15 protein-coding genes are annotated in these 15,456 nt (G+C 67.4%); 5 read left to right on the forward strand and 10 right to left on the reverse strand.

What is annotated here, in order from left to right; genetic code table 11:
* Positions 1 to 73: 73 nt before the first annotated feature.
* Positions 74 to 1,342 carry a PucR family transcriptional regulator gene (locus tag TL10_RS14425; RefSeq protein WP_043986146.1) on the reverse strand — a complete coding sequence of 423 codons (1,269 nt, stop codon included), beginning with the start codon at positions 1,340 to 1,342 and terminating at the stop codon, positions 74 to 76.
* Positions 1,343 to 1,509: 167 nt separating this feature from the next.
* Between TL10_RS14425 and TL10_RS14430 the strand changes: the two genes are divergently transcribed.
* Genes TL10_RS14430 through TL10_RS14445 form a run of 4 tightly spaced genes read left to right on the forward strand, consistent with a single transcriptional unit; the run spans position 1,510 to position 6,479 of the window.
* Positions 1,510 to 2,754 (forward strand): cytochrome P450, encoded by a 1,245-nt coding sequence (locus TL10_RS14430; RefSeq protein ID WP_052506417.1) that lies wholly within the window; start codon positions 1,510 to 1,512, stop codon positions 2,752 to 2,754.
* Positions 2,751 to 3,725, forward strand: a complete 975-nt coding sequence (locus TL10_RS14435; RefSeq protein WP_043986118.1) for a PDR/VanB family oxidoreductase — start codon at positions 2,751 to 2,753, stop codon at positions 3,723 to 3,725. Before TL10_RS14430 ends, TL10_RS14435 begins: the two co-directional genes overlap by 4 nt.
* A complete protein-coding gene (locus TL10_RS14440) occupies positions 3,722 to 4,753 on the forward strand; it encodes a Rieske 2Fe-2S domain-containing protein (RefSeq protein ID WP_043986119.1) in 1,032 nt (343 codons plus the stop codon). The genes TL10_RS14435 and TL10_RS14440 overlap by 4 nt, the downstream gene beginning before the upstream one ends.
* A 10-nt stretch (positions 4,754 to 4,763) precedes the next feature.
* Positions 4,764 to 6,479 (forward strand): GMC oxidoreductase, encoded by a 1,716-nt coding sequence (locus TL10_RS14445; protein ID WP_043986120.1) that lies wholly within the window; start codon positions 4,764 to 4,766, stop codon positions 6,477 to 6,479.
* Between the two features lie 4 nt (positions 6,480 to 6,483).
* Here the strand turns inward: TL10_RS14445 and TL10_RS14450 are convergent, their stop codons facing one another.
* The 9 genes from TL10_RS14450 to TL10_RS14490 form a co-directional block, all read right to left on the reverse strand.
* On the reverse strand, positions 6,484 to 6,930 hold the full coding sequence (locus TL10_RS14450; RefSeq protein ID WP_043396882.1) for a nuclear transport factor 2 family protein: 447 nt from the start codon (positions 6,928 to 6,930) through the stop codon (positions 6,484 to 6,486).
* Between the two features lie 34 nt (positions 6,931 to 6,964).
* On the reverse strand, positions 6,965 to 7,990 hold the full coding sequence (gene tsaD, locus TL10_RS14455; RefSeq protein ID WP_043986124.1) for a tRNA (adenosine(37)-N6)-threonylcarbamoyltransferase complex transferase subunit TsaD: 1,026 nt from the start codon (positions 7,988 to 7,990) through the stop codon (positions 6,965 to 6,967).
* Complete coding sequence (gene rimI / locus TL10_RS14460; RefSeq protein WP_043396887.1) at positions 7,987 to 8,487, reverse strand: ribosomal protein S18-alanine N-acetyltransferase; 501 nt, start codon at positions 8,485 to 8,487, stop codon at positions 7,987 to 7,989. Before rimI ends, tsaD begins: the two co-directional genes overlap by 4 nt.
* Positions 8,484 to 9,107 carry a tRNA (adenosine(37)-N6)-threonylcarbamoyltransferase complex dimerization subunit type 1 TsaB gene (gene tsaB / locus TL10_RS14465; RefSeq protein WP_043986125.1) on the reverse strand — a complete coding sequence of 208 codons (624 nt, stop codon included), beginning with the start codon at positions 9,105 to 9,107 and terminating at the stop codon, positions 8,484 to 8,486. Before tsaB ends, rimI begins: the two co-directional genes overlap by 4 nt.
* Complete coding sequence (gene tsaE / locus TL10_RS14470; RefSeq protein WP_043396892.1) at positions 9,104 to 9,565, reverse strand: tRNA (adenosine(37)-N6)-threonylcarbamoyltransferase complex ATPase subunit type 1 TsaE; 462 nt, start codon at positions 9,563 to 9,565, stop codon at positions 9,104 to 9,106. The genes tsaB and tsaE overlap by 4 nt, the downstream gene beginning before the upstream one ends.
* Positions 9,558 to 10,649, reverse strand: coding sequence for an alpha/beta fold hydrolase (locus TL10_RS14475; protein WP_043986126.1), 1,092 nt, complete (start codon positions 10,647 to 10,649; stop codon positions 9,558 to 9,560). Before TL10_RS14475 ends, tsaE begins: the two co-directional genes overlap by 8 nt.
* Positions 10,650 to 10,654: 5 nt before the next feature.
* Positions 10,655 to 11,800: an alanine racemase gene (gene alr / locus TL10_RS14480; RefSeq protein WP_043986127.1), complete on the reverse strand. Its 1,146-nt coding sequence runs from the start codon at positions 11,798 to 11,800 to the stop codon at positions 10,655 to 10,657.
* Between the two features lie 99 nt (positions 11,801 to 11,899).
* Complete coding sequence (gene gad / locus TL10_RS14485; RefSeq protein WP_043396900.1) at positions 11,900 to 13,279, reverse strand: glutamate decarboxylase; 1,380 nt, start codon at positions 13,277 to 13,279, stop codon at positions 11,900 to 11,902.
* 19 nt (positions 13,280 to 13,298) lie between these two features.
* A complete protein-coding gene (locus tag TL10_RS14490; protein ID WP_043986128.1) occupies positions 13,299 to 14,711 on the reverse strand; it encodes an NAD(P)H-hydrate dehydratase in 1,413 nt (470 codons plus the stop codon).
* Between the two features lie 105 nt (positions 14,712 to 14,816).
* Between TL10_RS14490 and TL10_RS14495 the strand changes: the two genes are divergently transcribed.
* Positions 14,817 to 15,182 (forward strand): hypothetical protein, encoded by a 366-nt coding sequence (locus TL10_RS14495; protein WP_043986129.1) that lies wholly within the window; start codon positions 14,817 to 14,819, stop codon positions 15,180 to 15,182.
* The last annotated feature ends 274 nt before the right edge of the window (positions 15,183 to 15,456 follow it).

A 15,456-nucleotide genomic window follows, 5' to 3' on the forward strand; every position in this document is an offset into this window, starting at 1 on the left:
AACAGCCAAAGTTCGTGCGGCACCCTGGACGCACGTTGTCGACGGTCCACAAATGGCCCGCTGCGACGAATTGTCAGTTCAGAACTGCTTGCCCGAACCAGTGGCACAGCAGCAATGCGACCTCGACCTCGATCCGATCGTCGACAATGGGCGTGCCCCGGCGACTGATCGCGCGGTTCACCCGGTACTTGATCGAATTCGAATGCAGATGCATTTCGTCGGCGGCCGCTTTGAAACTCGACCCGGTCCGCAGGAACACGCGCAACGTCTCGCGAAGCCGTTCGTCGTTCTCTGTGTCACTCGCCAGCGGGCCCAGAATTTCGGCCACCCAAGCGCCGACCGATCCGACGTTCTCGCCCAGCAGCGTCGCGACGGGCAGCCCCGGATCACTCGCCGCGGTGATGCGGCGGTCCACCGATCCCGACACCACTGCCACCGCGCGGGCGTCGACCGCTTGTCCGTGCGAACGCCGGAAGCCCTCGATGCCCGGTAACGGGTTGCCCATTGCGATCCACGGTGAATCCTGTTGCGCCGCCGCGAATTCACGGATCCGCTCCGCCGCGTCCTCGGCGCCGCGTGCCGACAGCGGAAGCCAGACCCAGGCCGTGAGGTGGTCGACCGACAGGAACAGCGGCGGCTCATGGGTGCCGAGCGAGGTGGCAAGGTGGTTCGCGAAGCGCTCCATACGCACCAGTTCGTCGCCGCCGTTGTCCTCCGGGTACCACAGCGCCAACGCCAGATGCACGCGCCGCAACGGGTAGCGGATGTCTTCGGTCAGCTCGTCGACGTCACCGCCGGCCGCGGCGAGGATGGCTCGAACGCTTTGGCCTCGCATACTGTTTCGGTTTTCCACCCACCGGTCGTACTCCTGTTGGTAAGTGTTGAGAACCTGCTGCGAAATCCAGTCGATGTAGCCGAACGAGACCGTCTGGAAATACTTGAAGACGTCGAGACTCCAACGAGGGTCCAGGTCCGACGCCGCGATCTCGTCGAGCACGAAGTTCAGCACTTCCTGGTGCCCCAGCCGGTAGGCGCGCACCATCGCATTTGCGGGAACACCTCGCTGCGCCATCCGCCGCGCGTGCTCGAGCGATTCCGTCGGCGGCACGACGTCCTCGATCGGAATGCGATGACGAATCGAGGCGAAGACGGTGTCGACGTTGGCCGCGACGGTGTGCTCCTGCAATTCGAGCAGCTGCGCATCCTCGCTGAGCTCGGAGATCTCGGTCAGCAGGATCTTCTGGATCGACTGCGTGATGTCGTTGAGCTTGCCGTCGAGGGCTCCGATGATCTCCGCCGCGCGTGCGACGACAGCACTCTCGTCGACGCGTCTTTCTGGCATGAGACGACCGTAGATCACAGGGCGCCGAAGTTGCTGCAAATCGGGCTTTGTCGCCGCACGACAACGACGCTCCGCAAACACCTCGAGAGTTGGTCGTCCCGAGACGTCGATCAGAACCGCCCCAGTGAATAGCTTTCGTAAACATCAGACCGATAAGGAGGGCAACAGTGACTACTCTGGCCGCAACCGAAGTGGACCTCGCCGCCGTCGACCTTGCCGACCCCGCGGTGTGGGACGCCGGTCCGCCGTACGAGTTGTTCGCCCGAATGCAGCGCGAAGACCCCGTGCACTACAGCCCGCAGCGCAATGTCCCCGGCGAGGGCGGCTTCTGGTCGATCACCCGCTTCGACGACGTGCGCACCGTCAGCCGCGACCACCGCACGTTCTCGTCCGAGAAGCGCGGCATCTTCAACGTCGACGACATCGGTGTCCCGCTGGATATTCAGCGCCTGCAGCTGATTTCGATGGACCCGCCCCGGCACGACCGGCTCAAGGCCCTCGTCATCAAGGCCTTCACCCCCGAACGCGTCGCGGCCCACGAACAGGCCATCAAGCAGATCATCAACGACGTGCTCGACAGCGTCGCCGACCGCGACAGCTTCGACCTGGTCCGCGATATCGCCCGGCCGGTGCCGGCCCGGGTGATCGGCTCGATGCTCGGCACGCCCGCCGAGGATGACGAGCGCCTCGTCTACTGGACCAACGTGTTCAGCGCGTTCGAGGACCCGGAAATCCGCAAGCAGTGGGATGACGCCGGCGCCGTCGTCACCGAGATCATCATGTACCTCAATGATCAGATGAATCGACGCCGGGAGAACCCGCGCGACGACCTGATCACCGCGGTGATGAATGCCGAAGTCGATGGCGAGAAGCTCAACGAGCTCGAGATGGCCACGTTCTTCGCCCTGCTGATGACCGCAGGCAACGACTCGACCCGGGCTACCTACAGCGCGACGATGCTGGCCCTGATGCAGAACCCGGATCAGCTGATCCTGCTGCAGGAGAATCCCGAACTGCTCGACGCCACCGTCGAAGAGGGCCTGCGTTACGCGCCCGCGTTCGCCTTCATGGGCCGCGCCGCGACGACGGACTTCGAGCTGCACGGCAAGCAGATCAAGGAAGGCGACCGCCTGCTGCTGTGGTACCTGGCCTCCAACCGGGACGAGACCGCGTTCGAGAATCCGCACGAATTCGACATCACCCGTGAGGGGCTGGCGGACAAGCACCAAGCCTTCGGTGGCCGCGGCAAGCACTTCTGCCTGGGCGCCAACCTGGCGCGACTGGAACTGAAGCTGTGGATTCAGGAGACCATCCGCCGGTTCCCCGACCTCACGCTGGACGGCGACCCGACACGCGTGCGGGCGCTGTTCCTCAACCAGTACAAGTCGATCCCTGTTCGGCGGTCGCGATGAGTAGCGCCGCCTACCGGGAAGTCGAGGTCGACCTCGAGGTCCGTCGACGTGAGCAGTCCGCGGACGGTGTCGTCACGCTGACCCTCGCCGACCCCGCGGGCGCGGACCTGCCTGAGTGGACCCCCGGCGCTCACATCGACCTGGTCATGACGCCGTCGCTGACGCGGCAGTATTCCCTGTGCGGCAGCACCGCCAGCCGCAGTGAGTGGCGGGTCGGCATCCTGCTCGACCCGAACAGCCGCGGCGGCTCGCAGTTCGTCCACGACAAACTGCAGGAAGGCACCACGATCCGGGTGCGCGGGCCGCGCAATCACTTCCCGCTCGCGAACTCGCCGCGCTACCAGTTCGTCGCCGGCGGTATCGGCATCACGCCGATGCTCCCGATGATCGAAGCCGCCGAAGCCACCGGTGCCGACTGGCGGCTGATCTACGGCGGCAGCGCCCGCTCATCGATGGCGTACCTGGAGGCGCTGGAACGCTTCGGCGACCGCGTGACCATCTGCGCGCGCGACGAGGAGGGCGACGGTTTCCGGACGAAGCTGGCGGCGGTGCTGGCAGCTCCGCAGGAGAACACGCTGGTCTACTGCTGCGGGCCCGAGGGTCTGCTGGACGCGGTCGAGAAGGGTTGCCAGGCATGGCCCGACGGCAGCCTGCACCTCGAGCGCTTCTCCGCCAAGACCGTCGAAGCGCCGTCGGATGCGCTCGACACGTTCGAAGTGGAATGCCAGCGGTCGGGCATCACCCTGACCGTGCCGCTGGACAAGACGATCTACGACGTCGCCGAAGGAGCCGGCCTGGATGTGCTGGGGTCGTGCATGGAAGGCGTCTGCGGCACTTGTGAATGCGAAATCATCTCCGGCGACGGTGATCACCGCGACTCGGTCCTCACCGATTCGGAGAAGGCCGCCAACCAAACCATCATGATCTGCGTCTCGCGCTCCCGGTCCGAAAGGCTGGTGCTCGACCTATGAGAACCAACTACCCGTTGAACTGCTGGTACGTGGCCGCGCTCAGCGATGAGGTCGGCGAAGGACTGCTGGCTCGGCGCCTGCTCGGCAAGCATGTGGTGCTGTACCGCCGTGCCTCCGGTGAAGTGGTCGCCCTGGAGGACCGCTGCGTGCACCGCGCCTATCCCCTGTCGGAGGGCCGACTCGACGGCGACCGGCTGGTGTGCGGTTATCACGGCTTCAGCTACGAACCCGACGGCTGTCTGGCCGACGTGCCGTCGCAGGAGAACGTGCCGCCCGGCGCCCGCGTCGAGGCGTATCCGATCGTCGAGACCGCGCCGTTCATCTGGATCTGGCTCGGCGAGCCGCGGGCCGCGGCCCTGCGCCCGCCGCCGCGCGTGCCGTGGTACCTGGACGGCTCCGGCTGGACCGGCTCCACCGAGGTCGGGCGGGTCGAGGCGAATTACCTTCTGCTGCACGAGCATTACCTCGATCTGACCGATGTGTTCATCACCCGGCCCGAGATGGTGCCGCCGGATATCCAGCAGTTGCCACCGCTCAACGAGGTCGAGATATCCGAGCGCTCGGTGGCCTATACGCGGACGACGCAGCCGAGTCGCCTCGCCCCGTGGGAGTCGGCCATCACCGGCCTGCCCCAAGAGACGGTGGCCATCCGGCGCGAGGAGGGGACGTTCGTGTCACCCGCCCTGCACACGCAGCACTACGCCATCGACGTCGTGGACGGAAAGTCCTACGAGCTCTTGCGAATTCATGGATTCACGCCGGAATCACCAGGCGCGACGCATGTCTTCCTGCAGCTGGCGCGCAACTACGACAGCGCCGAGGACACCATCACCGAGTACCTGCGCATCATGTTCCACGAGTGGGCGCTACGCAACGCCACGATCCTGGAAACGATTCAGCGCCGGCTCGACGAACCCGGTGCACGCCGGCGCGACATCAACGTCAAGGCCGACCGGGCCGCAATCCGGGCGCGGCGTATCGCCATGGACATGGTCGACGACGAAACCAGCCGTTTCACCGCCAACTGAGGAGAAGTACATGTCCAACACCGACTATGACGTGATCGTCGTCGGGTCCGGATTCGGGGGCAGCGTCACCGCGTTGCGGTTGACCGAGAAGGGCTACCGCGTAGGCGTTCTGGAAGCGGGCCGCCGGTTCACCGACGATCAGTTCCCGAAAACCAGTTGGGATGTCCGGAAATTCGTGTGGGCGCCCAAGCTGGGGTGCTTCGGCGTGCAGCGCATCCACATGCTGCGTGACGTCGTCATCCTGGCCGGCGCGGGCGTCGGAGGTGGTTCGCTGAACTACGCCAACACCCTCTACAAACCGCCCGCGACGTTCTTCAACGATCCACAGTGGGCCCACATCACCGACTGGTCGGACGAGCTGTCACCGTTCTACGACCAGGCCAGACGCATGCTCGGGGTGGTGATCAACCCGAGCATGACCCCGGCCGACGAGATCATGAAGTCGGTCGCCGAGGACATGGGTGTGGGCGACACGTTCGTCCAGACGCCGGTCGGGGTGTTCTTCGGCGAACCCGGAAAGACCGTCCGCGACCCGTACTTCGGCGGTGTCGGGCCGGACCGCACCGGGTGCATCGAATGCGGCAGCTGCATGACGGGCTGTCGCTACGGGGCCAAGAACACGCTGCTGAAGAACTACCTCGGTCTGGCCGAGAATGCCGGCGCCACAGTGCATCCGCTGACCACGGTCGCCTCCGTGCGACAGAGCCCGAGTGGAATCTGGGAGATCGACACCGTGCGCACCGGCAGGACCTTGCGCAAGAACCGTCGCACCTTCACGGCGCGGCACGTCGTCCTGGCGGCCGGCACCTGGGGCACCCAGAACCTGCTGCACAAGATGAAGGACAGCGGCACCCTGCCGCAGCTGTCGGACCAGCTCGGTGTGCTCACCCGCACCAACTCCGAATCGATCGTCGGCGCAATCAAATACAAGGTCGACCCGGCGCTGGACCTGACGCGCGGGGTGGCGATCACGTCGTCGTTCCATCCGACCAGCGACACTCACATCGAATCGGTGCGCTACGGCAAGGGCTCCAACGCGATGGGGCTGCTGCAGACCCTGATGACCGACGGCGGCGGCCGGTGGCCGCGCTGGCTGAAGTTCCTCGGCCTGGCGGTGCAGCATCCGCGCGCGCTGCTGCGGGTGCTGACGGTCGGCAATTGGAGTGAGCGCACGGTGATTTCGCTGGTGATGCAGAACCTGGACAACTCGATCACCACGTTCACCAAGCGGGGACTGCGCGGCCGGCACCTGTCGAGCAAGCAGGGCCACGGCCAGCCCAACCCGACGTGGATCCCGGCCGGCAACGATGCGACCCGCCGGGTCGCCGAGAAGATCGACGGAGTCACGGCCGGCACCTGGGGCGAGCTGTTCAACATCCCGCTGACCGCGCACTTCCTGGGTGGTTGCGCCATCGGCTCGGATGCCGACCACGCGGTGATCGACCCGTACCACCGGGTCTACGGCTATCCCACGTTGAGTGTCGTTGACGGGTCGGCGGTTTCGGCGAACCTGGGTGTGAACCCATCGCTGACCATCACCGCGCAGGCGGAGCGGGCGGCAGCGATGTGGCCGAACAAGGGCGAAGACGACCTGCGCCCCGACCAAGGCCTGCCCTACCGGCGGGTGGACGCGGTCGCACCGGTCAAACCGGTTGTGCCGGAAGGCGCTCCGGGAGCGCTGCGCCTGCCGCTCATCCCGCTCTCGCCGGCCGCGAACGACGCCTAGCGTCCTACAGGGAGATGTTCAGGTGGTCGGACACGTCGCCGACCATCTGAACATCCACGACGCGCTCGGTGAAGTACCAGCCGGCGTCGTCGCGCGCGAAGGTATCCGCATAGCGGCCCACCACGATGGGTTGCAGCGGCACGGTATCCGTCTGCTGCACCACACAGAACGTCGACCGGGCGTGCGCGGTATCTCCGTCGAGTTCGACGATCGGGTTGAGCACCAGATGCCGTGTCCTCGGCGTATTTCCGTGATCGGGAAAGCGGCGAGTGGTGCGCGCGAAGGTGTTGGCGATCAGGTGCCGGCCCTCGACACTGCCGGAATTCGGCCCGCCGAACCGGCTGCGCCCCAACAGCTCTCCCACGCCGTCGAAGTCGCCCGCGTCGATCAGCTCGGCGTACCGGTACAGCAGCTCGGTGATGGCCAGCTTGTCTGCCAGGTCGGAAGTCATCCGCGATCCGCCTCCGGCTCCTCGCTGCCCACGCTCATGCGATCTGTCCCTTCACCACCGGCAGGCCCGGATCGCTCGGTACATCGAGACGCGACGGCTTGGCTCCCGCCGCGATGAGATGCGCGGCGAACGAGGCGATCATCGCGCCGTTGTCGGTGCACAACCGGGGCCGCGGCACCCGAAGCGTCAAACCCGCCTCGGCACAGCGCTCTTCGGCCAGCTCCCGCAGCCGGGAATTGGCCGCCACTCCCCCGGCGATCAGCAGCGTCGACACCCCGAGGTCGGTGGCCGCGCGAACCGCCTTGCGGGTCAACACGTCTGCGACGGCTTCCTGAAAACCGGCCGCCACATCGGCGTGCGACGCATCGGGGTGTTTTTCCATGTGCCGGGCGACCGCAGTCTTCAATCCCGAAAAGCTGAAGGCGTACGGGTCATCTCGCGGACCCGTCATACCGCGTGGGAACACGATGGCCTTCCGGTCGCCCGTGCGGGCCAGCTCGTCGAGCACCCGGCCACCGGGATAGCCCAGCCCGAGCAGCCGGGCCACCTTGTCGTACGCCTCGCCCGCCGCGTCGTCGACGGTGCTGCCGAGTTCCTCGATCGGCTCACCGAGCGACCGGACATGCAGCAGATGCGTGTGACCGCCCGACACCAGCAGGCCGACGCTCTCGGGCAGGGGGCCGTGGTCGTAGACGTCGGCAGCCAGATGCCCGCCCAGGTGGTTGACGCCGTAGAACGGCACTCCCCACGCCGCCGAATAGGCCTTGGCCGCAGCCACACCCACCAACAACGCGCCGGCCAGGCCGGGCCCGATGGTCGCCGCGACCACGTCGGGCCGCTCGATGCCGGCGGTCGCCAGCGCCCGGTGCATGGTGGGCCCCAACGACTCCAGGTGCGCGCGCGAAGCGATCTCGGGGACCACACCGCCGTACCGGGTGTGTTCGTCGACGCTGGACGCGACCTCGTCGGCCAGCAGCGTGACGGTGCCGTCGTCCTTGAGTTCGCAGATGCCGACTCCTGTTTCATCACAGGAGCTTTCGATTGCCAAGATGATTGTCATGACTCTGAATTGCTCCTCACGTCCGCGTCGGCTGACACGCTGCTCACATCCGCGTCCCGCCGCATGGTGTACGCGTCCGCACCACTGATCCGGTAATACCGCTTGCGCACACCCATCTTCACGAACCCGACGCTTTCGTACAGCCCGATCGCCGGTTCGTTGTCGGTGCGTACCTCCAGGAACACCGTGCCGCCGTCAGCGATGGTCAACAGCCGGTCCAGCAGCTCCCGGCCGATGCCCCGACCCTGATAGGCCGGATCGACCCCGATGGTGTGCACCTCGTACTCGAACGGCGGTTTACGGCCCAGCCGGCTGATGCCGGCATAACCCACCAGCAGCTTGCCGTCCCGTGCCGCGACATAGTGGTTGTGGTCCGAGTCGAGCTCACGGATGAACGCCACCGCCGGCCACGGGTCGTCGCCCGGGAACAGGATCGCTTCGAGTTCACCGCACCGGTCGGCGTCGCCGACCGTCAGCAACCCGTATTCGGTGCTCACGAGAGGCCACGCTCGGCAAGGGTTTTCGCGTCCGGGCGGCGCAGGTACAGCGGCACCAGCGCGGCGGGCGGCTGGTCCCAGTCGGCGGCGGTCACGAGACCGGTGACCGTCGGGTACTCGACCGCCAGCGAGGGCAACGGGAACAGCGCGGCCTGCGCGGCCGGGCCGGCGATCGAACCCGATCCCGGCGCGACGTCGGCCGCGGCGCTGACCGCCGGTCCGTCGACCCGCACGCCGTCGCGGTACCGCGCCCAGTACACCTCACGGCGACGGGCATCGGTGACCACCAACAACTCTCCGGACGTTTCGGGGGCGATCGCATCCAGGCTGCACACCCCGTACACCGGGATACCGAGTGCCTGTCCGTACGCGGCCGCGGTGGCCATGCCGACGCGCAATCCGGTGAACGGTCCCGGCCCGCAGCCGACGACGACAGCCTCCAGTTCGGCGAACGTGATCCCGGCATCGGCAACGGCGGCAACCACATTGGGCGTCAACTGCTCGGCGTGTGCGCGGGCATCGATGGTGATCCGTTCGGCCAGCACCTCGACGCCGGCAGCGGTGCGCCGGGCGACCCCCGCGGTCACCGCCGGGGTCGCAGTGTCGATTGCGAGGATCATGCGCGGCTCCAATGCCAGACAGCAGTACGGGTGTCGTCGTCGGCACGCTCCAACCGGATGTCCAGATGGCTGGCCGACAGTCGCTCGGCCAGGCCCTCGCCCCACTCGACGACCACCACGGCGTCGTCGAGGTCGGTGTCGAGATCGAGCGAGTCGAGTTCTCCGAGCAGATCGGTGCTGCCCGAGTCGAGCAGCCGGTACATGTCGACGTGCACCATCGCGGGATATCCGGCGCGCCGGGCGGGATGCACGCGGGCCAGCACGTATGACGGCGACGTCACCGCGCCCTCGACGTCCATGCCCTGGGCAATTCCTTTGGCCAGCATGGTTTTTCCGGCCCCCAGCGGACCGGTGAGCACCACGACGTCACCAACCCGCAGCTCGGCGCCGAACCGGGCGCCGAGGGCCTTGGTGTCGGCTTCGGTCGGCAGGTGCACGGTGCCGTGCGAATCATCCATTGCGCTTGGCCTTTCCACGCAGATGCCGGGTCAGCGCCACCAATCGGGACGGGGTGGCATGCTCGACGAAGCGCTCCAGCGCCTCGTTGATCAGTTCGGGTTGCTCCATGTGCACCATGTGTCCGGCGCCTTCAACGATCACCAGTTCGGACTTCGGCAGCTGCCGGGTCATCGCCTGGGATTTGGCCAGCGGGGTGAGCAAATCCTGGTCGCCGCAGGCGATCAGGGTGGGCACCTGCTGCAACACCGACAGCGCACCGGCCTCGTCGTGCACTTCGAGGGCATGCAGGAACTCCACGGTGGTTCGCATCGAGGTCTCATGCATCATCTTCTCGACATACCGCGCCACCGACGGGCTGACCGCGACATCGCCGAACGATGCGGCCTTGAGCACCGGGCCGATGACGGCCTTGGCCGCGCCCCGGCCCGCACTCACCGCTCCGGGCGCGAACCGAACCGCGACCTTGGCCGCCTCCAGCGCGGGGTTCTGCAACACCTCACCCAGCGGTGATCGGGTAACTCCTTGTGCCGCAGAGGCGATGAGCGCCACCCCGCACACCCGGGCCGGATAGTTCCGCGGGAACTGGCGCGCGTGGGACAGGACCGTCATGCCACCCATCGAGTGACCGACCAGCACCACGGGACCGCGCGGAGCCATCACCCGCAGCACCGATTCGAGGTCCTGACCGAGCCGCGGGACGGTGTACGAGTCGACCGGCCCGGCCGACGAGCGGCCGTGACCGCGCTGGTCGTAGAACACCATGCGGACCTGATCGCCCCACCGCTCGGCGAGGCGGGCGCGCTGAAAGTGGAAGGAGCCCATGCTGTTACAGAAACCGTGCGCGAAGAGCACCGTCAATCGGGCATCTTTCGGACCGACCTCACGCACCGCCAGCGGCACCCCGTCGGTGGCCGTGACGACGCAGCCGCGGTCAGCGTCGAGCGTAGTGAAATCCTCACCGGCGTAAGGATCTTCGCCGCTGCGGCGGCGCAGCGAGCGGGCCACGCTGATCCCGGCGACCGACCCCACGGCAGTGAGACCGGCCATGCCCGCCAGCCACCGGGCATTCTTGTTGTCGCTCATGGGCGTCAGCCTGTCGACTCGCGATAGGTCCGGGCGATCCTGCCCCGTGGGCTGGTGACGACCTCGTAGTTGATGGTGCCGAGCAGTTCGGCCCAGTCCTGCGCCGTCGGCTCACCGGCGGCACCCGAGCCGAACAGCACCGCCTCGTCGCCCACCGTGACACCGGCGCCGTCGAGGCCGAGGTCAATCACGAACTGGTCCATACAGATTCGCCCGACGTTGCGGTACCTGGCGCCGTTGATACTGACGTCGATACGTCCGCTCAGGCCGCGGAACACCCCGTCGGCATAGCCGAGCGGGATCAGCCCGACGGTGGTGTCGCGGTCGGCGATCCACGTGTGTCCGTAGGAAACCCCGTCGCCGGCCTTGATCGACCGCACTGCGGAGACAGGACATTTCAGCGTCATGACGGGCCGCAGACCGAAATCGCCGAGCGTGGGAATCGGCGTCTGCCCGTAGACCGCGATACCGGGCCGCACCACATCGAAGTGCAGATCGGGCCGGGTCAGCGTGGCGGGTGAGTTGGCCAGGTGCGCCACCTCGAAGCGCACCCCGGCGGCGAGCGCCTGTGCCCGGGCCGCGGTGAGGCGCGCGGCCTGGGTGTCGTTCATCGGGTGCTGCGGATCGTCTCCGCACGCGAGGTGGCTCATGATGCCGTGCGGCCGGACAGCACCGTCGGCGGTGGCCCGGGCGATCGCCTCGAGCAGGGCCGGGTATTCGGCGGGGCTGACGCCGTTGCGGCTCAGGCCCGTGTCGACCTTGACCGTGATGGTGGCGGGCGCGCCGCTGCGGCGCACCGCGTCGAGCACGTCGCCGAACTGGCGCACCGAGGACACCCCGACCTGCACGTCGGCGGCCAGCGCGGGAGCGAAGTCGGTGCCGGGCAGGTTCAGCCAAGACAACACCGGCGCCGTGATGCCGGCCTGCCTCAGTGCGAGCGCCTCGGTGATGTTCGTGACACCGAGCTCGGCGGCCCCGGCCGCCAGCGCGGCGCGCGCCACCTGCGGCGCGCCGTGCCCGTAACCGTCGGCCTTGACCACCGCCATCACCGCGGCGCTGCCGGCGCGTTCCCGCAAAAGCCGCACGTTATGCGCAATTGCGCCCAGGTCGATGACGGCCTGGGCAGCAGGTTGGGGATTCGGCGAGCTCATATCGCTTCCGATTCTCCCAGACGCCCGCCGACTCCCGTCGAGCGTGAGCTTGTGCACCACGATTCCGAAGAATCTCGAACACCAGCTCACGTTCGGCGGCTAGTGCGCGAAGGGCTGCATCTCGTCGAACTGCCCCTTCGGTTTGAGCTCGTCCAGGCTGTTCAGCACGGTGATCAGGTCGTCACGCAGGGCGCGGGCCAGGTCCGCCGAGAAACCCTCCCGGACCACGATCCGCAGCACGGCGATGTCCGTCGCGTCGTCGGGCATCGTGTAGGCCGGCACCTGCCAGCCGTAGGCCCGCAAGGCGTGCGAGACGTCGAACTCGGTGTAGGGCCGCTTGCCCTTGAGCCGGCAGGAGATCACCGGGATGGCCGAACCATCCGTGATCACCTCGAAGTGCTCGCTCTTGCGCAGCTCGTCGCCGATCCACCGGGCGGTATCCGACAGGCAGTGCATGATCTGCGTGTACCCGGCCCGGCCGAGACGCAGGAAGTTGTAGTACTGGCCGACGACCTGGTTGCCGGGCCGGGAGAAGTTCAGCGTGAAGGTCGGCATGTCGCCGCCCAGGTAGTTGACCCGGAACACCAGATCCTCGGGCAGGTGCTCGCCGCTGCGCCAGACCACGAAACCGATGCCGGGGTACGTCAGCCCGTACTTGTGGCCGCTGACGTTGATCGACACCACCCGCGGCAACCGGAAATCCCACTGCAGATCCGGGTGCAGGAACGGCACGACGAAGCCACCGCTGGCGGCGTCGACGTGCACGGGCACGTCCACCCCACCGTCGGCAGCGAGCTTGTCCAGGGCCGCACAGATCTCCGCGATGGGTTCCAGCTCACCAGTGAACGTCGTGCCCAGGATGCCCACCACACCGATGGTGTCCTCGTCGACGTTGGCGAGTACCTGTTCGGGGGTGATGACGTAGCGGCCTTCGGTCATCGGCAGGTACCGGGGCTCGACGTCGAAGTAGCGGCAGAACTTCTCCCACACCACCTGGACGTTGGAGCCCATCACCAGGTTCGGGGTGCGTCCCTTCCAGTCGCCCACCTTCTCGCGCCAGCGCCACTTGAGAGCCAGCCCGGCCAGCATCACGGCCTCACTGGAACCGATGGTCGAGACCCCGCAGGCCGATGCCGGGTCGTCGTCACGCAGGTCCTCGGCGTGGAACAGGTCCGCCACCATGGACACGCAGCGGGACTCGATGGCCGCGGTCGCCGGGTATTCGTCCTTGTCGATCATGTTCTTGTCGAACGTCTCGGCCATCAGCTTCTCGGCCTCGGGGTCCATCCACGTGGTGACGAACGTCGCGAGGTTCAGCCGGGAGCTGCCGTCGAGCATCAGCTCGTCGTGGATGAAGCGGTACGCGGCCTGCGGGTCCAGCGGGTCGTCGGGCAGCCGCAGCGACGGGATAGGCGCGGTGGACAACCGCCCGGTGTACGCGGGGCTCATGGTCGGTCCATGAACGTGCTTACGCGACATACTGATTCCCCTTTGTTGGTCAGAGCGATGCGATGGCGGCCCGAACATGGGCCAAGATGCGGTGCGCCGACGTCGGCGCAGGGTGCGGCCCGGGATCGGCAGCCGCCAGGCCCGCCGCGCGAGCATGCACGAAGGCCGCCATGGCGGCCGCTTCACCGGGTGCGATGCCAGACGCCAGCAGGGCGCCGATGACGCCGGACAGCACGTCGCCGGATCCGGCTGTGGCAGCCCAGGATTGGCCGGCTGGGTTCAGGTAGGTCGGGCCGTCGGGATCGGCGATGACGGTGACGTTGCCTTTCAGCAGCACCGTGGCGCCGAGCCGTTCGGCCAGCGCGCGGGCGGCACCGACGCGGTCAGAACCCGGCGGATGTCCTGCGAGCCGGGCGAATTCACCGGCATGCGGCGTCAGCACCGTGGGCGCCGTACGGTCTGCGACCAGATCGAGATCGGCGGCCAGCAGGGTCAGGGCGTCGGCATCGACGATCACCGGGAGGTCGGTGGCCAGCGCGAAGCGCAGTGCCTCGTCGCCGGCGGTGTCGATGCCGATACCCGGGCCGACCACCCAGGCCTGGACCCGCCCGGCTGCCGACGCATCCGACGCCGCAACGACTTCCGGCCAGTGCGACACCACCTCGGCGTGCGCGGAGCCGGCGTAGCGGACCATGCCGGAGGTGGCGGCGACGGCGGCACCGGTGCTGAGGATCGCCGCGCCTGGATAGGTGGCCGATCCGGCGAGTATCCCTTTCACACCCTGGCTGTACTTGTCGTCCGCCGGTCGCGGGACCGGCCAGCGGGTACGGATGTCGTGCGCTTCGAATCCCAGCAGCGCCGGCTCGGGCAGGTCCAGGCCGATGTCGATCAGTTCGACGCGCCCGCAGTCGGCCAGTCCGTGCACTGGTTTGAGTCCACCGAAGGTGACCGTCAGCGCGGCCCGTACGTGTGGGCCGTCGGCCGCGCCGGTCTGCACGTCGATACCGCTGGGCAGGTCGACGGCGACAACAGGCGCGGTGTTGGCGTCGAAAACGGCCGCGGCGTTGGGCCGCAGGGCTCCGGTGGCCCCGATGCCGACCACGCCGTCGATCACCAAATCCGTTGTCGGCGGGATCGTTTCGACGACGCGTCCACCTGCCTTGCGGAAGGCGGCCAGCGCTTTCACGTGAGTATGGTCCGGATTCAGCAGTACCGCTGTTGCGGCCGCACCGCGCCGGCGCAGGAAGGTGACAGCCCACAGCGCGTCGCCACCGTTGTCCCCCGAGCCGACGACGGCACAGACGCTGCGCCCGCTCACGCCACCCGTGTGGGCCTTGAGTTCGGTGGCGATCGCCGTCGCCAGCCCGTAGGCGGCCCGGCGCATGAGCACGCCATCGGGCAGCGATGCCAGCAGCGGCGCCTCGGCCGCGCGAATCTGGTCGGCGGTGTAGTAGTGCCGCATAGCTCCGAAGGTTACGCAGATCCGCGCGCCCAGCGTCGGCTTGTGTGCGAACAATTGACGCAAGTTCGCACACAAGCCAACATTCAGCGCGGATACCATCCCGCCATGACCTACGGCTATCCGCCGCCGCCACCGGCCAAACCGCCGATCTCGAGCGGCGACCTCGCCGCGTCGATCAGCGCGCTGGTGCTCACCTACGTGGGCGGCGGCGTGGCCGCGTTCTTCGCGGTGTTCGCGATGGCGTTCACGGACTACTGCCCGCCCGCTACCTGCCACATCGACGCCGGCATCAACGCCATTGCCGCAGGCTTCATCGCGGCTGCGCTGGTTGCTCTCGCAGGCACCGTTTTCACCGTCATCCGGCTGGTGAAACGCCTGCGTGCCTGGCCGTTCGCCGTCGGCACCATGGGGCTGTGCGCCGTCCTGTGCCTGTTCGGCATCGGCGCCTACCTGGCGGCAGTGGGCGGCTGAACCTCAGAAGCCTGCACACCTGCTGGCCGGTTCCGCAACGCACTTGACGTTGGCGTCGACACGGCTTGGCGTGCGAAATCGACCACTCTCCGACGTCTCAAGACATCACAAATTTCGAGCCGATCCACCCCTTGTCGTTCGAACATATGTACTGCTTATCTGCTTAATTGGACCTATGCTGGTCAGCATGGGTACTGCAGAGGGTGGGCCGGTCGGCGGGGTCGACTATCCGCGCACGTTCCAGGAGTTTCGGAGCTGGTTTCCCGATGAAGCG

Origin of the sequence: Mycolicibacterium llatzerense (assembly GCF_000878195.1) — a bacterium.
In the GTDB taxonomy this organism is placed as follows: Bacteria; Actinomycetota; Actinomycetes; order Mycobacteriales; family Mycobacteriaceae; genus Mycobacterium; species Mycobacterium llatzerense.